The organism is Streptomyces sp. NPDC047042, assembly GCF_040644035.1.
In the GTDB taxonomy this organism is placed as follows: Bacteria; Actinomycetota; Actinomycetes; order Streptomycetales; family Streptomycetaceae; genus Streptomyces.
In genome coordinates, this window is sequence record NZ_JBEYVP010000058.1 from 1 (window position 1) to 19,268 (window position 19,268).

The 19,268-nt window shown below is 68.2% G+C and carries 22 protein-coding genes; 18 read left to right on the top strand and 4 right to left on the bottom strand.

The window, feature by feature from the left end:
- Nucleotides 1-76: 76 nt before the first annotated feature.
- The 3 genes from ABZ855_RS43535 to ABZ855_RS43545 all read right to left on the bottom strand — a co-directional run bounded on the left by ABZ855_RS43535 (nucleotide 77) and on the right by ABZ855_RS43545 (nucleotide 2,988).
- Complete coding sequence (locus ABZ855_RS43535) at nucleotides 77-1,105, bottom strand: helix-turn-helix transcriptional regulator (protein WP_360817950.1); 1,029 nt, start codon at nucleotides 1,103-1,105, stop codon at nucleotides 77-79.
- A 212-nt stretch (nucleotides 1,106-1,317) separates the two neighbouring features.
- Nucleotides 1,318-2,388: a helix-turn-helix domain-containing protein gene (locus ABZ855_RS43540; protein ID WP_360817953.1), complete on the bottom strand. Its 1,071-nt coding sequence runs from the start codon at nucleotides 2,386-2,388 to the stop codon at nucleotides 1,318-1,320.
- A gap of 132 nt (nucleotides 2,389-2,520) precedes the next feature.
- Complete coding sequence (locus ABZ855_RS43545) at nucleotides 2,521-2,988, bottom strand: NUDIX domain-containing protein (protein WP_360817956.1); 468 nt, start codon at nucleotides 2,986-2,988, stop codon at nucleotides 2,521-2,523.
- Nucleotides 2,989-3,156: 168 nt separating this feature from the next.
- Between ABZ855_RS43545 and ABZ855_RS43550 the strand changes: the two genes are divergently transcribed.
- The 18 genes from ABZ855_RS43550 (at nucleotide 3,157) to ABZ855_RS43635 (ending at nucleotide 18,711) form a co-directional block, all read left to right on the top strand.
- On the top strand, nucleotides 3,157-3,957 hold the full coding sequence (locus ABZ855_RS43550; protein WP_360817959.1) for a TauD/TfdA family dioxygenase: 801 nt from the start codon (nucleotides 3,157-3,159) through the stop codon (nucleotides 3,955-3,957).
- Nucleotides 3,957-4,499 (top strand): ATP-binding protein, encoded by a 543-nt coding sequence (locus ABZ855_RS43555; RefSeq protein ID WP_360817962.1) that lies wholly within the window; start codon nucleotides 3,957-3,959, stop codon nucleotides 4,497-4,499. The genes ABZ855_RS43550 and ABZ855_RS43555 overlap by 1 nt, the downstream gene beginning before the upstream one ends.
- A gap of 239 nt (nucleotides 4,500-4,738) precedes the next feature.
- Nucleotides 4,739-5,755: a hypothetical protein gene (locus ABZ855_RS43560; protein ID WP_360817965.1), complete on the top strand. Its 1,017-nt coding sequence runs from the start codon at nucleotides 4,739-4,741 to the stop codon at nucleotides 5,753-5,755.
- 76 nt (nucleotides 5,756-5,831) lie between these two features.
- The gene (locus tag ABZ855_RS43565) at nucleotides 5,832-7,343 is read left to right on the top strand and encodes an amino acid permease (RefSeq protein ID WP_360817968.1); all 1,512 of its coding nucleotides are present in this window, start codon (nucleotides 5,832-5,834) and stop codon (nucleotides 7,341-7,343) included.
- Entirely contained in the window at nucleotides 7,343-8,728 is a 1,386-nt protein-coding gene (locus ABZ855_RS43570; protein ID WP_360817971.1) for a glutamine synthetase family protein, read from the top strand. Before ABZ855_RS43565 ends, ABZ855_RS43570 begins: the two co-directional genes overlap by 1 nt.
- 345 nt (nucleotides 8,729-9,073) lie before the next feature.
- Entirely contained in the window at nucleotides 9,074-9,532 is a 459-nt protein-coding gene (locus tag ABZ855_RS43575; RefSeq protein ID WP_360817974.1) for a GntR family transcriptional regulator, read from the top strand.
- An 81-nt stretch (nucleotides 9,533-9,613) separates the two neighbouring features.
- Nucleotides 9,614-9,817, top strand: coding sequence for a hypothetical protein (locus tag ABZ855_RS43580; RefSeq protein ID WP_360817977.1), 204 nt, complete (start codon nucleotides 9,614-9,616; stop codon nucleotides 9,815-9,817).
- A complete protein-coding gene (locus tag ABZ855_RS43585; protein ID WP_360817980.1) occupies nucleotides 9,814-10,638 on the top strand; it encodes an endonuclease/exonuclease/phosphatase family protein in 825 nt (274 codons plus the stop codon). The genes ABZ855_RS43580 and ABZ855_RS43585 overlap by 4 nt, the downstream gene beginning before the upstream one ends.
- Before the next feature lie 119 nt (nucleotides 10,639-10,757).
- Nucleotides 10,758-11,774 carry a hypothetical protein gene (locus ABZ855_RS43590; RefSeq protein WP_360817983.1) on the top strand — a complete coding sequence of 339 codons (1,017 nt, stop codon included), beginning with the start codon at nucleotides 10,758-10,760 and terminating at the stop codon, nucleotides 11,772-11,774.
- Between the two features lie 46 nt (nucleotides 11,775-11,820).
- The gene (locus ABZ855_RS43595) at nucleotides 11,821-12,270 is read left to right on the top strand and encodes a 6-carboxytetrahydropterin synthase (protein ID WP_360817986.1); all 450 of its coding nucleotides are present in this window, start codon (nucleotides 11,821-11,823) and stop codon (nucleotides 12,268-12,270) included.
- Entirely contained in the window at nucleotides 12,267-13,013 is a 747-nt protein-coding gene (locus tag ABZ855_RS43600) for a 7-carboxy-7-deazaguanine synthase QueE (RefSeq protein ID WP_360817989.1), read from the top strand. Before ABZ855_RS43595 ends, ABZ855_RS43600 begins: the two co-directional genes overlap by 4 nt.
- Before the next feature lie 54 nt (nucleotides 13,014-13,067).
- Entirely contained in the window at nucleotides 13,068-13,712 is a 645-nt protein-coding gene (folE, locus tag ABZ855_RS43605) for a GTP cyclohydrolase I FolE (protein WP_360817992.1), read from the top strand.
- The gene (locus tag ABZ855_RS43610; protein WP_360817995.1) at nucleotides 13,712-14,530 is read left to right on the top strand and encodes a hypothetical protein; all 819 of its coding nucleotides are present in this window, start codon (nucleotides 13,712-13,714) and stop codon (nucleotides 14,528-14,530) included. The genes folE and ABZ855_RS43610 overlap by 1 nt, the downstream gene beginning before the upstream one ends.
- Nucleotides 14,527-15,594, top strand: coding sequence for a hypothetical protein (locus ABZ855_RS43615; protein ID WP_360817998.1), 1,068 nt, complete (start codon nucleotides 14,527-14,529; stop codon nucleotides 15,592-15,594). Before ABZ855_RS43610 ends, ABZ855_RS43615 begins: the two co-directional genes overlap by 4 nt.
- A 22-nt stretch (nucleotides 15,595-15,616) precedes the next feature.
- Nucleotides 15,617-16,312: a thymidylate kinase gene (locus ABZ855_RS43620; RefSeq protein ID WP_360818001.1), complete on the top strand. Its 696-nt coding sequence runs from the start codon at nucleotides 15,617-15,619 to the stop codon at nucleotides 16,310-16,312.
- Between the two features lie 26 nt (nucleotides 16,313-16,338).
- Entirely contained in the window at nucleotides 16,339-17,262 is a 924-nt protein-coding gene (locus tag ABZ855_RS43625) for a DUF2797 domain-containing protein (RefSeq protein ID WP_360818004.1), read from the top strand.
- Nucleotides 17,263-17,323: 61 nt separating this feature from the next.
- Nucleotides 17,324-18,163: a class I SAM-dependent methyltransferase gene (locus ABZ855_RS43630; RefSeq protein ID WP_360818007.1), complete on the top strand. Its 840-nt coding sequence runs from the start codon at nucleotides 17,324-17,326 to the stop codon at nucleotides 18,161-18,163.
- The gene (locus tag ABZ855_RS43635) at nucleotides 18,160-18,711 is read left to right on the top strand and encodes an NUDIX hydrolase (protein WP_360818101.1); all 552 of its coding nucleotides are present in this window, start codon (nucleotides 18,160-18,162) and stop codon (nucleotides 18,709-18,711) included. The genes ABZ855_RS43630 and ABZ855_RS43635 overlap by 4 nt, the downstream gene beginning before the upstream one ends.
- A gap of 20 nt (nucleotides 18,712-18,731) precedes the next feature.
- Here the strand turns inward: ABZ855_RS43635 and ABZ855_RS43640 are convergent, their stop codons facing one another.
- Nucleotides 18,732-19,250: an NUDIX domain-containing protein gene (locus ABZ855_RS43640; RefSeq protein WP_360818010.1), complete on the bottom strand. Its 519-nt coding sequence runs from the start codon at nucleotides 19,248-19,250 to the stop codon at nucleotides 18,732-18,734.
- Nucleotides 19,251-19,268 lie beyond the last annotated feature (18 nt).

Here is a 19,268-nt window from a genome sequence, read left to right on the forward strand (position 1 = left end):
CGCGCGCTCACGAAGCTCGGGCGGGTAGGGGGACGGACGTGCCATGGCTCGATCCTCTCAGGGAATCGAGCCTCCATCAGACCCGGAGCGGTTCACTGATCTGGGTTTCGTACCGCAGCACTTCGGCCGTGTTACCCAAGGCGACGTGGCCGGTGATGGCGTTGGCGAGGGTCCGCGTCACGCCATAGGGCTCGAGGGAGATACAAGGTGTCAGAGCTGTGGTCACGTCGTAGCGGGAACTCAGGTCCTCCGCCGCTTCGATGGCACGCAGCGTGCCGGCGTGGTCGCCCTGACGGGCCAAGGCGCGGGCAAGCCCGTTGACATGGAGGCGAACGGCCTGCGGGTCGCCGGGAGCGAGCGCGATTCCTGCGCTCGCCCAAGCAGCCGCGTTCACAAAGTCTCCGGCGTAATAGGACGACAGCGAGCGTGTGCCGTGTGTCCACATGACAGTCTCGAGGTCGCCGATGTCCTGGGCCATGGCGACGGCCTCGGTGCAGTAGGACGCGGCTAGGCCGTGGTGGCCTGCGTTCACAGCCATGTAGCCCAGTACAGCCGAGGTACGGGCGGCGACCCGGAACAACGCGATGCGGTGGGAAGCGGGCTGCTGTCCCTGGAGCAGTGCGTGCAGGTGAGAACGCAGCTCCCGCGCCCGGAGGGCCAACCGTCCAGGTCCTGCGGGGCCGTCAGACTCGTACTCGCCGATGATGCGCACCAGCGCTTCCTCGGCCGCCTCAATGGCGACCGGCGCGGTATTTGACGCCATCAGGGCGCCCACGGCACTCGCGATAGCCACCGGGTCGTCCCAGTCAGGGTCGACCGGGGTTTGTGCAAGTGACGACGCTGCGGGCCGGCGGATCGGAGTTTGTTGCAGGAGCTGGGGGCGTTCCGCCGGGCCTGTTCCGCGAGCCAGCAGTCCGTCCAGGTCGTCAGCCGTGATCTGAAGGGCGGCCCCGAGGTGCGGGCGCATCCACGGTTGCGGAGAGGCCGCGCCTGCTTCCCAACGAACGATCGTTGAGCGATCAACCCCCAGGCGCTCGGCGAGTGCTTCCTGGGTCAGGCCCACCGCCTGGCGTCGCTCGGCGAGACGATGCCGTCTGCCTGCCATGTATCGGTCCCCACATTCCTTACTGCGTCATGTGCGTAAAGACAGCCAGGTCATGCCCACCAACGCCTCATGGATGCATCATCAGTGCATCAGATCTGCTCTGGGAACACGGTAGTTGGATCGGTTGAGTGGAGCTCCACATTCCACGCAGCGAAGGGCCATAACCGATGGTGCCGGACGCATTCGTTTCTGCCTCCCCGGGAGCTGAGCGGCTAGGCCGCCATCTCGTGACGCATCCGGTCCAGTGCCTGAGCAGCGGCATCATGGACCTCGGGCAACCGGCAATCGGCAGTCCGCATTACCCGCTGGAGCTGATGCGGCAGACGTTGTGTCGTGGCCTCCCGGACGGCGAGACCCAGAGACTCGGCGGCGCCGGCGCGATCCTCCGCAAGGAGTTGAACGTGCGCAACGGTCACGAGCTCAATGACGCGCCATTGCGGTGCCACGGCCGTCGTCGGGGTGGGGCTGTGCTCTACCAGCCCCACAGCCACGTCAGCACGCCCTGTGGCGATCAGACCGCGCAAGCGGATCTCATGCAGGGAGAACGGGTTGAACAGGCTGCTGTGTTCGACGGTGGAGAGCAGGGCATCGGTTTCACGCATCACCTGATCGAACAGCTCCGCGTTACCCAGTGCCCCGGCCGCACGGGCCAGCAAGGGCAGTACGGCCGCGCGCGCGTCGTCATTCGGCGCCAAGGCCGCCGCTCGGCGGAGGCGTTCCACCGCCGCGCCACGAAGCCGGGCCTTACGCAGCTCGTTGCCGTGCATGCGCAGCGCGTACGAGGTCATGGCGGGATCGCCGAAGTACTCGACAAGATCGAGGCTCTTGGCAGTCCAGTGCGCTGCGGTACTCAACCGCTCCTCAGGAAGGACGTTGCCGAGTGCGACTCCCAAGCCCACGCGGGCTCGTGCGAGCAGGCGAAGAACGTCCCGTTCCGTGTGGCCGTCCTCGACACGCGCCTCAAGGCGGGCGACGAGTGGCCACAGTTCGCAGACTGCGTCGGCGGCATGGCCGGATTGACGGGCGATTTCAGCAAGCCGGACGGTGGACTCACCGAACTGCAGCATCGCCCGATGGTCGGCGTCGGCTACGTCGGTGATGCCCAGAATGTGGGGCGGCAGCCGCAGTTGCTCACAGATGTGGCGCCGGGATCCGACATCGGTAAGGCTGCGTTTCCCGAGCTCGAGGGCGGAGACGTACGTTTTGTCATAGCCGAGGAGTGCGCCGAGTTCGGTCTGGTTGAGGCCGTGCACGTGACGATAGAAGCGAAGGATCTTGGCCAAGTCGCCCGAGGCGAGGATGACTTCCGCCTGTGGGGTCGCCCAGTGCCATTGAGAATGGCTTGGCGACGGCCGCTTCCCTGGGAGGCGGATGTCTGCTCCGTTCGTTGTGAAGTCTTCCCTGCGCATGGCCAACTACATCCGTTGGCGCTCGTCGAAGCCCGGGACATCACTCCGGTACCAGGCGGCGACGGCCTGCTTGTAGCCGTCGGGCATGTTCAGCCGGGCTACTTCTCCGGCGGCGAACAACCCGAGTTGCTTGTGTTCGTGGCTGACGGCCGGGACGCGCTCCGGAGTAAGCACGGTGCAGCCATAGGTGACGATCAGGACCTTGCGCCCCGGGATGGGCTCGTAGATCCACACACCGCCGGGGATCAGCGGACCGGTTTTCACCTCCCAGCCGGTCTCCTCTTCGATTTCCCTCTCGAGTGCGGCTTCTGGGCTGGCATCGGTCGGTACCGCCCCGTCGAAGCTGCCGCTCTCCAGTCGACCGCCAGGCAGTTCCCATTCGTCACGCTCGTTCTTCAGCAGAAGCACACGGCCCTCTGCGTCCAGGGCAACACCCTTCACGGAGACGGGCCAGAGGGGCGGCGTGTAAGTCATCGCAATTCCTCGTCCTGCGTGGACACCCAGTGCCTTCGGAACGTAGCACGCGCGTGGCAACGAAGCTTCGACCTGGGCGAATTGACCGAGTCGACAATCTGTCGCTTTACCGCGCTCGGGACGCTTCCCCACTCTGGTCGCACCGACCTCAATCGAAGGAGTCCGGCGATGCACGACGTCGTCACACGGTCCAGAACGCTGTTCGCGTCCCACCACGTAGACCTCCGTGCGACGCAGTCCACCACCGCGATCGCCGCGCAGCTTCGCGAGTCCGGCTTGGTCACGGTCGACGGCCTCAAGTCCCGTGAGGCGGTCTTGGCTTTTGCTTCCCGGCTGATGACCATCACACCGCACCCGCACAGCACACCCGATGGGCTCACCAGCATCCGTGACACCGGCGCGCACAGTCACCGCTTGGGATTCGCTGGGCTTGGCAACGGTGAGCTGAAGGCGCACACCGAGCGCGCCGGCGTTCCTGCCCCACCGCGCCTGATGCTCCTGGTATGTCTGCGGCCCCCTGTTGAAGGCGGCGATGTCCTCTTGGCGGACGGGCGCGACATACTCGCGGGCCTTTCCCAAAGCGATCACGCGGCGGCCGTCACGCTCGCCAAGCCTCGCACTGCGTACTTCGGAGCCGGGGCCGGTCACGCCTCCCAGGTATTCACCGTCCACGCTGACAACCGCGTGTCCATCCGGCTCCGACAGGACAGTCTGGCCCGCTGGAGCCCCGTCGCCCAGCCATACCTGCCAGCGCTGCGCCGAGTGATCTTCGACTGCCAGCGTCACCTTGCTCTCGCACCGGGCCAGGGCTACTTGCTGGACAACCACCGCTGGCTGCACTCCCGCACCCGATTCTCCGGCGATCGGCTCTGCCTGCGCGCTCTCGGTGAGCCCCGCTTCGCTTTGCGCCACGGCTTCACGCCCATCCCCTCCATCCATCCTCTGCCCAGGACCAACGAGACCATCTGATGTTCTCCCCTATCGAGTCCATCCACCCGTCATCGCCCTCCAGACCATGCGAAGGCAGCGAGCAGTGGTACTCCACCAAGCCGCCCAGTCCCATCCAAGCCCCCACACATCAAGCAAGCCTGACGTTGGTTGCCGACGACAAGGCTCCCCGCGCAGCCCGGTCCTTTACCCGTAGCGCTCTCGCAGCCTGGGACATGGAGGACCTTCTGGACCGGACGGTGCTGATCGTCAGCGAACTCACCACCAATGCCGAACGCCATGGGCGTCGCCCTGCATGGCAGGAGCCTCCCGGCGGAACCGGCCAGGACAGCGCCGAACAGATCACTCTGACCCTTGCCGTGCAAGCAGATCTCGTGGGGATCGAGGTGGAGGACAACTCTCCTCTCCTCCCGATGCCCCGGGCTTCCTCGCCCCAAGACACCAGCGGGCGCGGGCTGCAACTCGTCTCGGCCGCAGCCGACGTCTGGATGGTGCGTCCCAACGAGGACGGAACCGGCAAACGCGTCCTGGCATTCGTACAGCGCCCAGGATCGTTCCGATAGAAGCCCGGGAAGAGCTGCGGTCGTCTTCCGCACTTGCCGGCCGTCACCGCAGACCACTCTGCTACGCCACTGAACTTGCCCCCGCCCGCAGCCCAGCCGCCGACCGCTGTGCGGCGCTCGGCGGTCACCCCCTCCCCTCTGCCGAAGGCCTTGATGTCCCCCACGTTCCCCGCACGTCCCCCGAGCCGGGCCCGTTGGTCTGCCTGCGGCCACCACCCGTATGCCTCCGAGGTGCACTGATGTCCTCCAGCGACATGGCGCTGATCGCCCATCCGGCAGGCGCTGACGAAGCGTTGCGTCTGGCCCTGGAAGACTTGCTGTTGGGGCGGTGGATGTCGACGCGGGATCTGCTGGCAGCCACCGGTCGCAACATGGCGCTGCGTACGTCGCGCAGTCAGGTCCTGGCGCTGTACGCGGCGCAGGGGGACGCTGTCTTCGCATGGTGTGCCGAGGAGCCTCGTTCCGGGGACGCGGCCATGATGCGGGCCCGCGTGCTGACTCAGCGAACTCTGGATCTTCAGAGCGCACGTCCGGGCCACGCGGATGTGTGGCGGGCAGCCGAAGCAGCACACGAGGCCTGCCTGCTCGCACAGGAGCGGCTGCCGCTGGACCCCGTGTGGCCGGTGTGTCTGCTATCGCTCGCGCAGGTGGACATCGACCCGCACTACCGGCGCTACCGGGACAACTGGGAGCCAGCCCCGAACTCCCTGGTACCGGCGGGGCCGTGGAAACTGTTGGACTGGGCGAATCGGCTCGACCCGCCGTACAGCAGGGAAGCCCATCACCGGGTACTCCAGTGTCTGCATGCCCGCGGTCGCGGGGCGTTGGGCTTCGCCCTCTGGGCGTCGCGTGACGCCCCGCTCGGGTCGTCCCTGCTGCTCCTGCCGCTCTACGCGTATGTGGAGGACTACAAGCGGCAGCGACAAGCGGGCATCCCTTACAGCCGCGGGTCGATCGGGTTCTGGACCAGCCAGGCCGTCCAGAACGCAGCCCGGAATGCGCTCGATTTCTGGTTTTACCCTATCCAGCAGCTCCCCCCGGACAAGCGGCCGGCGCGGTCGCTGTCCGACCTGAACCACTTGGCATGCATTTTGGGCAAGACGGGGCTGCCAGGTCTGGCGGGCCCGGTATTTCGGGAGATCGGCCCGTACGCCACTGTCGCGCCCTGGGCCCAGGTCAGCGAGAGCGCCAAGTGGCAGGACCGCTTCCACCAGGCCCGTGAATTCGCCTTCAGCCGAGAGCCCTCAGAGCGATGAACAGTCGGGCGCCCCCGCAGCAACGCGCCTTCTACACCACCTTGTTGTGTCCCTTTCGAGCAGAGGAATGCTTTCGGTGTCTGCGAAAAGAGCAGCTCACGCCAAGTTGGACGACGCTGCCGACCTGGCCGCGCACGGATACCCGCAGGAACTGGCCCGCAGGATGAGCCAGTTCGAAAATCATGCGATCTCCCTGACCGTCATCTGTGTCCTGGCCGGATGTATGAGCCTGTTCAATTTCGGTCTCGGGGCCGGCGGTCCGGCGGTCATGATGTGGAGCTGGGTCGCGATCGGCGCGATGGTGCTGCTCCTGGGCCTGTCCCTGGCGGACGTCACCTCCGCCTATCCGACTTCCGGTGGCATGTACTTCATGGCCGACCGGCTTGGCGGCCCCCGTTGGGGCTGGTTCACCGGCTGGCTGAACCTGATGGGTCTGCTGGGCGCGATAGCCGGGATCGACTACGGCTGTGCCACGTTCGCCATGGCGTTCGCCAGTTTCCAGTGGGGTGTGGAGCCGACCGCCGGCGCGACCATGACCGTCTTCGCGGTGATCCTTCTGCTGCACGGCGGCCTGAACACGCTCGGGATCCGCGTGGTCAACATCCTCAACTCCATCAGCGTGTGGTGGCAGATGGGCGGCGTCGCGGTGATCGTCGGCGCCCTGTACCTGGCGCCGGCCCCGCACCAGTCGGCCGAGTGGGTCTTCACCCACTTCAACAACGACACCGGCCTCTCCAGCCCCCTGGTGGTGTGTCTCGTCGGCTCCTTGCTGGCCGGCTACACGTTCTGCGGCTACGACGCCTCCTCGCACCTGTCGGAGGAGACCAAGCAGGCGGGGTATGCCGCGCCGAAGGGCATGGTCCGTGCCATCTACGTCTCGTGGATCGCGGGATTCGTCCTGCTGGCCGGGCTCCTGTTCTCCATCCAGGACTACAGGGGCACCCAGACCACGAGTACCGGTGTCGCCCCCGCGCAGATCTTCCTCGACGTCCTCGGCGGCAGCGGGGCCAAGCTCCTGCTGCTGGTGGTCATCGTGGCGATGTTCTTCTGCGGCAACGCCGAGGTTGCCGCGACCAGCCGGATGGTCTACGCGTTCTCCCGCAGCGGTGCGCTGCCGTTCTCGGCGACCTGGCGGCGGGTCAACAGCCGTACGAAGACCCCGGTGCCCGCCGTGTGGCTGGCAGTTGGCGTGGCGTTTGTCCTGGCCCTGCCCGTCCTGTGGTCACCCGCCGCGTATGCGGCGGTAACCGCGATCAACGCCGTCGGGATGACGCCCGCGTACGCCGTTCCCGTCTTCCTCGCACTGCGCAAGAACAGCAGCTACCGGCCCGGCCCGTGGACCCTTGGCCGGTGGCGCCGCCCGATCGGCTGGATCGCCGTCGTCTACGCAGTGTTCATCACCGGCGTCTTCATCCTCCCCCAGACCGCTCCGGTCACCTTCGCCACGATGAACTACGCCGGCATCACCCTGCTCGTCGTCCTGGCCCTGGCCCAACTGATGTGGCTCACCCGAGGCCGCCGCGCCTACCACGTCCCCGCCCTCGGCAACTCCTCCCAGCAGGCCGACCTCTCCACCCAGGTGATCTGATGACCAGCCAGAGCCCTCAACACGAGCAGCAGTCCATGGGAGTGCTCACCGTCGAGGACCTCACGGCCCTCGTGGCCGACGGGGAGATCAGCACGGTCATGCTCGGCGTCCCGGACATGAGAGCTCGCCTCAGAGGCAAGATCCTGGACGCCAAGCATTTCCTGACCCAGCTCCCCGCCGGCGCGGACATGTGTGCCTACGTCCTCGCCACGGACGTGGACATGAACCCCGTCGAAGGGTTCGACCTCGCGGGCTGGCGCACCGGATACGGCGACCTTCGCGTCGTCCCCGACCAGAGGACCATCCGGCGGCTGGACTACCTGCCGGGCACCGTCCTCGTGCACGGCGACGCCCTGCACCCTGACGGCACCGCCGTCGACGTCGCCCCCCGCCACATGCTCCGCGAACAGCTCAGGCTCCTCGCAGAGCACGAGCTGACCGTGAAGGTCGGCATCGAGAGCGAGTTCGTGCTGTACGCGGGCAGCGAGGCCCAGATCCACGACGCCGGCTACCGCGATCTAACCCCCGTGTCCCCCCACAACCTGGACTACGCCCTCGACCACCCGCCCGCTCTCAGCGCGTTCTTCGTGGACCTCCAGGACGCCCTGTCCCAGGCCGGCTCACCGGTCGAGGCGATGAAACCCGAAGGGGCCCCCGGCCAGATCGAGGTGACCTGGCCGTACGGGGACCCCGTCCGCGCCTGCGACACCTACACCGTTCACAAGCACGCCGTCCGCCACATCGCCGCCGAGCACCTCCTCACGCCCACGTTCATGGCCGCCCCGCAGACCGGTGTCGGCTCTGGGCTGCACCTGCACGTGTCCCTGTGGCGCGACGGCCAGCCGGTGTTCACTCCGGGCTCAGACGGCGACCTGCCCGGCCTCCTCCGGCACTGCGTGGCCGGACTCCTCGAGGCCCTATCGCACCTCGCACCGCTGTACGCACCCACCACCAACTCATACAAGAGGTACGCCCCCTGCTCTTTCGCCCCCACCGCCTACACCTGGGGAGTGGACAACCGCACCTGCGCCGTCCGTGTCGCGGGGCACGGCGAGAACACGCGGCTGGAGGTACGGCTGGCGGGCGCCGACGCCAACCCCTATCTCGCTCTCGCGGCCACGATCGCGGCGATCAACCACGGCCTCACCACCCACCCGAAACTGATGGAGCCGGTCACCGGCGATGCCTACACAGCGTTCGACCCGCTCCTGGTACCGCGCACCCTCGACGAGGCGCTGACCGATTTCCGGGAGAGCTACATCGCCCAGCTCGCGTTCGGATCCGACGTGGTCGACCACTACGCCCGTGCCGCCGAGATCGAGATCGCGGCAGAGCGCGGCCAAGTCACCGACATCGACCGCGAGCGAGGGCTCCTACGTGCCTGAACCCCCTCCCCGTTCCCGGCAGTTCGCCGCAGACGTCCCGCAGGTGCGCCCCGCCCTTCCCGCTGTATGACCCCTGCGGGCGGCAGCCCCGTTGCAGTCCACTGCCGCCCGCAGGTCCCGTGACCCGTCGCTGAGCGCGAGCCCCAACTCCGCGCTCGGTGGCGGGCACCAACCCCCCTTCGTTCCCCGGGCCTTGACGGTGGCCGGGGAACGAAGGGGCCCCGATGAAGCCCACACGTGAAGGACACGCCTGTGAGAGCAGCCGAGGAATCCGTCGGGCCTGTGCCGCAACCGGATACCGAGCGCAGCGAGGCACCCGGCACCCTCCCGGAATGGAGGCGGATATTGCAGGAGGCACCTGCCTGGACACCGGGCGCGTGGCTGACCGGCAAGGACGCCGAGGTGTTCACCGCCTTGGTTACACGGTCGTACGAGGCCGGCGGGACCGTCCGCGGCATCAGCGACGTCATCGCCCGCTCGTACGGATCTGTGCACACCGCCCTTGAACAGGCGGGAGTCCTCCGCCCGCCCGGAAGGCCCATCGCCAAAGGCCTCGCCGCACACAGGCCGAGCGGCGAAAAGCTCCAGCCCTTTGTCGAGCGAGTGATCCTGGAACGCATCCGTGACGGCACCTACCCGCGCGGGAAGCGACTGCCTCCCGGCACGTTGCTCGCCAAGGAGCTCGGCGTCAGCCCGTTCACCGTCCACGCCGTGTTCAAGACGCTCCGGCAAGAGCGCGTTCTCGAAAGTGCCGGCGCCGACACGTTGGGCACCTGGGTCAGCCCACCGGGCCTCCCTCAGTAACGACTCCACCGCCCCCGGCAACTACCCGGGAGGCCAGAGAGCCCACAGCCCACACCAAACCGTGAGGAAGATCTTCTGCGAATGCCCGCTCCCATTCACATCGTCTCGCGGTACGCCGAGCACCGCCCCAGCCGTACAGACCGCATCACCGCCGTCATGCTGCACCTGCTGTTCGACCTGACTCAGCAGACCGCGCGATTCGGCTCCAGCAGCAATCCGTGGGCGCACCTTGCCGCCTACGACGCGGACCACTTCGCGGCCTTCACCGTTGGAGGTTCGTCATGAGAGTGCGCGCCGCGACCTGGAGCCTCAACCGCGTCTCGGGGAAGGGGGCTCACAAGCAGGCGAGAGCCCTCGCGGACCTCGAACCAGACATCCTGACCCTGCAGAGGTGCTGGCGGTGGGACGAGGACGAGCGAAGCCGCCTGCTATCGATGGCCCACACGGTGGGCCTCACACCCATTCACATGGCCCCCTCGCGGGTCGGTGACGTCCGCAACTTCACAACGATGCTCTACCGCCCCTCGAAACTCCGCCTGATGGGCTGGCGCCCGTTGGCCGAAGGGGTCTTCCACCACGCGCTGATCCGGGCGCGGCTCCGACCGCTCGACCAGGCAGAGGACGAGCACAGCGAGTTCCTGGCCTTTGGCACTCACCTGAGCGGGACCGACGGTGAGATCCGGCTGAAGGAGGCCCGTTGGGTGACCGAGTACGCAGGCGACGTTCCCGGCGTGCCGCCCCGGGCACTGCTCATGGGAGACCTGAACTGCCCCAGCCCGGTGTTCGACCACGCTGACTGGCCGAAGGCTCCCGACACACTGCGATCGCGCTATCTGATCAGGCGGGCGGACGGGTCATTCGGTGACGCGGACACCGAGGCCATGAGGGTGCTGTTGGCCTCCGGTTGGCAGGACCCGGAGGTGCTCACTGGCAGGCCCCGAGCTGAGACCGTCGGCTTCTACTACGCCGCCGAGCTGGTTCCTCTGCATCTGGACCACGTCCTCGTGCACGGCTTGCCGGTGCTCAACTACCGCACCCCGGACACCGGGTACCTGTCCGACCACCGCCCCGCCGTGCTCGACGTGGAAGTGGGAACAAGCGCATGACATCCACGGTTCCCGAACCCGAGCCCGTCCAGCCCGCCGGAGCAATGGCCTCTTCCATGCCCCAACTCCTCCCCGCGAGCGAGGTGGCGACCCCGTTACCAGGCCCGTCGGCACGCCGCGTGACCGTGCACGTGATCGGGCTGCTCCTGCTCGCTTCTCTTCTCCCCCTGGCGAGCGCGACGGCGATGGTCAGCGCCATGTACGGCGTCCCTTGGGGGCGACGCGAGGCCCTTGTGCTCGTCATCGCCCAGGCCGGAGCTGCCGTCGTCGTGTTCTTCTGGCTCGCGTGGCGGGTGATTGCCCGCACGCCACTCGACCGGGTCTCACAGCGGCGCCGGCTGCTGCAGCGCGGCGCTGCTGTCGCCTGCGCAATCGTGGCTATGTACACGGCAGCAACTCCCCTCAGCGTGCTCAGAGCAGACCTGGGGAAGGCGGTGTTCGGGTGCGTGCTGGCGTGGCTCGCCCTGGAGGTGTGCCGGGATCACGACGTCCTGGTGGGCACCGGGCTGCCCACCACAGCTACCCAGCGTCTCCATGAGTGGAAGATCGCGGGAAACACTCTCTACGCGTGCGGTGTTGGGGCCCTTACCGTCACTGTGCTGACGCTCCTTGGCCGCTGGTTCGGCATCGACGGCGTACCGGCGATGCAAGGCGACCAACTGTCCGCCCTCGGCATCGGCCGCTTCTCCAGCCTCGCCCTCAGCGTCGTATGGGCCGTCGCGATTGAGGATGTCGTGATCGTCGCGGCCACGACCGCGCTTCTGGCAGCCATTCACCGGCCCGCGTGGCAGATCTACACGCTGGTCTGCGTCCTCGAAGTCGCCCTGCACGCCTACATGGGGCTGCCCGCGATCGGCATGACTCTCTACGGCGCCGGTCGCGTCTGGCTGTACCTGCGCCACCGGCGGCTTATCCCCCTGATGGCGGGCCACGCAGCTTTCGATCTCACTTTCGGCCCGTTCATGCTCCTGCCCTTCAGCTACCGGATCGCGCTGGTGATTCCCTATGCCGTGGCCTGGTGGATCAGCGGTCGGCTGCACGCGGCCGCCGCACGGGAAGCACCGATGGCCGAATCGGCTGCGCCCGACACCAGCGATTCCGGTCTCGGAGAGCGTTCGAGCGCCCGCATCGCCTGACAAATCCCTCGCGATGCCCGACAACCCACTCACGAAAGGGCACGACATGGCCCACGCTGATACCGACTCCACGCAACCCGCCGGCCGTCCCATAGACGCCCTCCCGCTCCCGTCCGGCACGTTCACCATCGGCAAGCAGTTCGACTTCGAGGCTGGGCATCGGCTGCCCGGCCTCCCGCCCGGGCATAAGTGCTCGCGGCAGCACGGGCACAGTTACCAGGTCGAGGTCATCCTCACTGCCCCCGCCCTGGAGGCTCCCGGCTTCGTCACAGACTTCGGGGCTCTCGCGCCGTTCAAGAAGTTTCTGGACGCCGAACTCGACCACCACAACCTCCACGAGGTCCTGCCCTTCGAGCCGACCTCGGAGCGCCTGGCCCAGTTCCTGGCCGGATGGTTTATCCAGAACGTCGAACCGGACATCCCCGGCCAGCTGGTCGCGGTCCGGGTCCGCGAGACGGAGCGCAGCTGGGCACGCTTCGACGTGGTGCAGCGATGACGGCCGCAGGCACCGACGCAGCGGCGCTCATGGGGAGCGACGCCGAGTTCTGGCTGATCGTCGCCGAATGCTTCGGGGTCACACAGCCGACCTTCCAGGGGGAAGGCCCCAGCTGCGGGGTCCCGGCCCTGTTCATCCGCCTCTCGCGCTGCAACTTGACGTGCGACTGGTGCGACACCAAGTACACATGGGACTGGAAGCAGTTCGACCCGCGTGAGGAGTCGAAGCGGCGGACGGTGGCGGACCTGCTTGCGTGGGCGCTCGCATCGGACGTTGAGCTCATCGTCATCACCGGTGGCGAACCGCTGCTCCAGCAGCCGCCCCTGATCCCGCTGGTTCGTGGGCTGCTTGCCGCTGGCAAGCGGGTGGAGTTCGAGACGAACGGCACCGTGGTCCCCGCCCCGGCGCTGCTGGTCGACGGTGTCCGCTTCAACGTAAGCCCCAAGCTCGCGAACTCCAAGGTCGCTGAGAACAAGCGGATCGTGCCGAACGCGCTGAAGGCGTTCGCGGCAAGCGGGCGGGCTGTGTTCAAGTTCGTCACCCGCACCGTGCTGGAGCTGGACGAGATCGGCGCCCTCGTGGACCGGTACGGCCTGGACCCGGTGTACGTGATGCCCGAGGGCTCCACAACGGAGGGTCTGATCGAGACCACCCGGGTGCTCGCGGACGCCGTCGCGGCCCGGCAGTGGCACTTCACCCAGCGGCTGCACGTCCTCGCGTTCGCCGAGACACGCGGACGCTGACCCACCCCTCCGTGCTCAGCCCCTCTTTCCCAGCTTGGAAGCGAGGCAAAGTCCATGACCAACGCCGTCTACAGCCCAGCATCCGGCGAGAGCGCGACCCTGCCACCGCAGGCCGCTCTTATCGCGACGCGCTCGGTCGACACCGTGCGCGTCGCCGATCTGATCGGCCAGCTCCTGACCGCCATCGGCGAGGACCCCGCACGGGAGGGCCTGGCGGACACACCGGCCCGCGTCGCGGCCTTGTACCGCGACTTCCTGTCCCCGGGTCCGTCGGCCGCAGCGACATGCTTCACCGAGAACCATCTGAGCGGGCAACTGGTCGTGGTCGGCGGCATGAGCGTCTGGTCGCTCTGCGAGCACCACATGCTGCCCATGAACCTGGAGGTCGCCGCCAGGTATGTACCCGCGGGCGAGGTGGTAGGGCTGTCGAAGTTCGGGCAGATCGCTCAGCGGTACGCGGGCCGTCTGCAAGTGCAGGAGCGGTTCACCCGACAGGTCGCTGACGAGATCGCTGGAACGATCGGCAGCGAGGACGTGGCCGTCACCGTCCGCGGAACGCACCTGTGCATGAGCATGCGGGGCGTGCGGATGGAAGCCGCCCGCACCACCACGCTGCAGGCCGGTGGACGGTTCGAGAGCGATCCGGTGCTCTCCCAGCAGTTCCTCACCCTCGCCACCAGCCAGTGGAGGGCTGCGTGATGGCCAAGAGCATCGACGTGTCCGTGATCGCCCCGCCCGACTACCTGGACGCCTTCGTCGCCCAGGAACCAGCCCGCGTCCACCATGTGGCCGCCCAGCGAGTCCTGACCGACCCCGCCTACCGTGCGTTCTTTGGCCGTGAGGCCGAGCGCGGCGCGGAAATCATCGTCGACAACGGCGTCTTCGACCTCGGCCGCGCCCTGCCGGCCACCAATCTGATCGCGGCGGCCCGCGCGGTCGGGGCCCGCGAGATCATCCTCCCCGACGTCATGCGGGACGGCCTGGCCACCATCAAGGCCAGCGACGAAGCCGCCCGCGAGATCCGCGACCTGAGCGACGACTTCCGCCTGTGCGCCGTGGTGCACGCCGCGGACGACGAGGAGTGGCTGCGCTGCTACGACCACTTCGCCTCCAGCGACTACGTCGACGCGATCGCCCTGCCCGCCTCCCGGCGCCCCGCCCCCGAGGAACAGCTGTGCCGCACCCGCTGGACGGCCACCCGCCACCTGGAAGACCACGGCATGGTCGAGAAGCGGATCGTCTACCGGCTCCTCGGCCTGGGCCGGACCGGACACCTGGAGCTCGTCGAGCAGCGCGAGCACGAGTGGATCGCCTCCGTCGACGGCGCCGCCCCGCTCATCCTCGGCGCGATGGGCATCGCGATGCTGCCCGGCGGACCGTACGAGAAGCCCAAGACCCCCCGCGTCGAGAACCTCGGCCCCATCCCAGAGGGGCGGTTCGACCTGATCCGGCGGAACATCGCCGTCATCCGCGAGTCGGCGGGCAGCAGTGTGCGGATCCCGGAGGCCCGCCCATGAGCCTGCGACCCGATCCGGTCCTCACCGGTGGCACCGGAAGGACGCTGCGCGCGACGCCGATCGTCGCCGACGGGCACACGATGGCCCCGGACAGTCTGCTGCGCTACCTGCAGATCAAGGTCCACCACCTCATCCAAGAACATGCCTGGGACTGCATCCGCATCGTCGGCGGCTACGACCGCCAAGCCGTGATCTCGGCGCACGAGAAGACCGGCAAGCTGTTCAACTTCGAGCGTCCCACCGCCGAAATCCACGGCCGGGACCTGGTCGTCAAGGCGTTCCCCGGCACCCACTACGTTCACCACTACGCGCTGATCATCGCCACCTACCTGGCCATGACCGGCCGACCCCTCGACACCGTCACTTACCAGCTGCCCGACGTCGCGGTGTGCCATGACGCGGTGCAGCACCTTGACCTCGATCTCGACGGCGACCTCGTGATCGTCGGCTGGGGCCTGGCGCATCTCGCGCCGGCCGGAGGTGTGTGGACCCGGGGGCCGGGCTACGCCTGGCAGCGCGCCTTGGTCCACGGCCGGCCAGTGGTCTACCTCGGCTTCCTGCACAGCATCTGGGGAGACGTCGCCGGCCGTGTTGTCGGCCGCCTGGCCGAGATCGGCGCCCGTGACGTCGTCTATGTCGGCAAGGTCGGGGCTCTGGACCCCGAGATCGAGCCCAACACGAGGCTCGCCACCGGCAACGAGAGCCTCGTCTGCGGCGCTCTCGTGCAGTGGAACGACTTCTTCGGCGACTTCGCCGCCGCTCAGCCGGGCGTACACACGGGCGTCCACGTGACCTCGCCGTCGATCCTCCTCGAGGACCGGGACTGGCTGACCAAGCACGCCGAGCACGCCTTCGTCGATCCGGAGATCGGCCCCATGGGGGCGGCCGCGCGTCACGCGGGGATCGGTTTCGGCTACCTCCACGTCATTTCCAACAACCTCGCCCGCCACTACCCCGCGGACTTGTCCAATGAGCGTCACCACGAAGTCGTCCGCAGGCGCGCCCTCCTAGTCAGCCGGATCCGCGACATCATCGCGAACCGCTTGGCCGCCCGCCCCTTCTGAACACCAACGGAGGACAACGACCATGACGGTCGCAGCACACCCCGCCACCCCCGCGCGTGGACGGGAGATCACGATCACCGGCATCGACGGGGCCGGCAAGTCCACCCTCGCCAGCCGCTTGCACCGTGCACTGACCGACGCCGGCCACCAGGCGCTCCTGATCGGCAAGCACAGCACCGAAGTCCCCATGGACCCGGAGCTGTCCGCTTACGTCGACCATCTCAACGAGGTCGTCTACCGCCGTGATGCGCGAGTCGCCCAGGCGTGCGGCGACCACTACTGGCTACTGGCCTTGGCTGCCTGGTACACCCTCCAGGACAAGCTCGTGATCCAGCCCGCCCTCGCCGCCGGCACCCACGTGATCCTCGACAACGCCCACCACAAGATCCTCGCCCGCTACACCGTCAACGCGGACGTCTCCACCCGCCTCGCCGAGCAGGTCTTCACTCACCTCACCGAACCCGACCTGGTGATCTTCCTGAGCATCGGAGCCCGCGAAGCCCTCGCCCGGAAGGGCTCGTTCACCTCGCTTGAGACCGGCCACTCCGGTGGCGGCGACGAGGACTTCATCCGCTACCAGGACAGCGTCCTAGCCCAGCTGCGCGAACAGGAGCAGCGTGGCGGATGGCTGTCCCTGGACGTCACCGACATGGACCGCAACACGGTCTTCAAGACCGCCGCCAGCGCCCTCGCCGACCACCTCCAGCTCACCATCTGACCGCACACCACCACGAGGAACGCACCATGCCAGCGAACCCACCCCGCGATGGCAAGTACGTCTGCCACGGCGTCACCTGGGCGACCGGAGCCCCCCGGCTGCTGCTCGCCCCGCTGCCCAGCGGCCCACTGGCCTACGCCGAGATCATGAACCAGCGACTCGGGTACCAGGTGAGCGGTCCCGGCCGGTGGTGCACCGGCCGGTACCAGTTCGCCGACGCCGTCCGCGTCGAGCCCGTCGCCTGCCCCGACCGCGCGCTGGCCGAGCAGAGCGGCCAGTGCACCAGGTGCTCCGGACAGGACGACTTCCGCTTCGCCCACCAGTTCCACCAGGGAGGACACGCCCCGGAGGCTCTCTTCCGGTACATGGCCCAGTCGCACTGGCTGTACCTGGCGACCTTCGCCGACGGCGCCACCAAGGTCGGCACCGCGGCCGAGCCGCGCAAACGCTCCCGACTCGACGAACAAGGCGCCCTGTTCGCCACCTACCTGGCCAAGAGCCCTGATGGCCGCGCCGTGCGTCACCTCGAAGACGCCCTCACCCGCCACCTGAACGTGCCCCAGATGGTGCGCGCCGCAGGCAAGCTCCGGGCGCTGGCCGACCTGAACGACCTGTCCACGGCCCGCGCCGCGCACGAGAAGGATGTCGAACGCGCCACCGACGCCCTGGCCGACATGAACATCCCTGCGGTGCGGGAGGCATGGGCACCGCCCGCCGAGGGCGACCGCCTGCGCACCGCCGACGGCGAGCGGGTTCTCTACCCGCACGATCTGCGTGAGGGCGAGCACGGCTTCACCCCCGTTTCGTGCGTCGGCTCCCAGACCTTGGCTGTCCTGGACAGCGACGACCACGTGGGCTACGTGCTCGACTTCGGCGCCCTCAAGGGCCGCCGCATCACCTTCGGCCCGTTCGCCTCCCCGAGCACGGCCGTCCAGGCATCCCTGTTCTGACCCTGATACGGCCCTGGCCCGGCCGGCGGGCCGGGGTCCTCACCTAAAGAGGCACCCCACGATGGCACCACAGGACGCCGTCCTCGGCTGGGACGAGGACACCACCGCCGAGGCCTACGCCGCCTTCACCCGCGACTTCCCCATGTACAGCGCCACCAGCCGCGATCTCGCCCGCCGCGCCCACCTCGCCGACAGCCGCCTGGTGGTCGACCTGTGCGGCGGGGCCGGCGCGACCGCCGAGGCCATCCTCGAACTCGCCCCCGCCCAGGCTCGCGTCATCTCCCTGGACAACGCCGCCGCCATGCAGCGCGTCGGCCGCCGCACCCTGACGGACCCGCGCCTGACCTGGGTTACCGCACGGGCCGAGGACCTGGCCGATCACATTCCGGGCCCGGCCGACGCCGTGGTGTGCAACTCGGCGATCTGGAAGACCGACGTCGAGGCCGTGGCCGCTGCGGTTGGCCGAGTCCTGCGCCCCGGCGGCCGCTTCGTGTTCAACATCGGAGGCGGCTTCGCCGGAGTCCGCCACTCAGACGAGCAGGCAGCGCGCATCGCACCCTCACTGCACACGCTCATTCGGCAGGTCGCAGCCCGCGAACACGGCTACGCCCCGCCTCCGGCCGCCTACACGCTTCCCAAGCTGCCTCTGGAGGAGGTCACTGAGCATCTGGCCTCCGCCGGGATGACCGTCCTCGACATCGAGGTCGTCGCCCAGCACAGCACGATGGCCGAGAAAAAGGCGTGGCTGTCGATCCCGATCTTCGCCCGACCTGACGGCGACTTCAGCCACGAGCAGCGCATGGACATCCTGACCAAGGCGTATGCCCTGACCACGCCCGACACAGCGACTGTGACGACCTGGCTCGTCGTGACCGCCCAACGGCCCCGGGAGCAACGCTGACCACCCCAGCCCGCCCCGGCGACCACGACAGCGAGACACCTTGCTGCGACCACACCAGCGTCGGGGTGCTCATCTCCTCGCCGGCCGGCCTCCTGGTCTTCGAACGGGCCACGCCCCCGGCCGGAATCGCCCCGGTCGCCGGCCATGTCGACCAGCACGGAAGCCCCGAGCAGGCCGCCCACGCGGAGACCGCCGAGGAGGTCGGCCTGGCCGTCACGCACCTGCACCTTCTGCTGACCATGTGGCGGCCCAACCGGTGCCGCCGCCCGGCCGTCGACCGTGTGGGCCACAACTGGTGGATCTACCAGGCCCAGGCATCCGGACCGATCCGACCCTCCGCCCGAGAGGTACGCGCCCCCCGATGGATACACCCCGACAAGCTCCAGCAGCATGCGCAGCGGACCGCTGCTTACGCCACAGGGCGCCTGAGCGAGCGAGAGTTCACGGAGACGCCCGGCCTAGCGCCAGTGTGGGTCCGCTTCCTGCACGACCTTCAACTCGTAACGATGCCCGCCGACACCCTGAGCCTGATCGATACGGTCATCTGACCGTTAGCCGGTTGCGAGGCTCAGCGCGCCCCAACCGAACGCCCGGCAGCCAACTGGCGCACGTGCGCGCGGATGCGGTCGCGGTCGTCCGGGAAGGTGCTTTCCCACTCCTCATCCAGATCGATCCACGCCGCCGGCTGGCCGCTCTCCCCACCGAGCGGCACATCACGGCCGACGATGGCGGCGTACGACAGGCCCAGCGTCGGCGACCAGTCGGCACGGTAAGAACGGACGGAGACGGCTGCCGGTACGGGCAGCAGCGCACCCCGCAGACCGGTCTCCTCCTCGAGCTCACGGCGCGCAGCGGACCGCGGCGTCTCACCGGGCTCGACCTTGCCGCCTGGAGGTACCCACCCGCGCCAACGGTGCTTCACGAGCAAGACGTGACTGAAAGCAGGGTCAGTGACCCAGACCTCGGCAGCGAGCGGCTCCATGGGCTCTTGACGAGCCCGTTCCAGCCATGCTCGAGCGTTGTCGAACTCCAGCGCAGCAAGACGAGCATCGGCGACAGCCGCGTCCAAGGTCATCTGATGAATCACTCAGCACACCCTACGCCG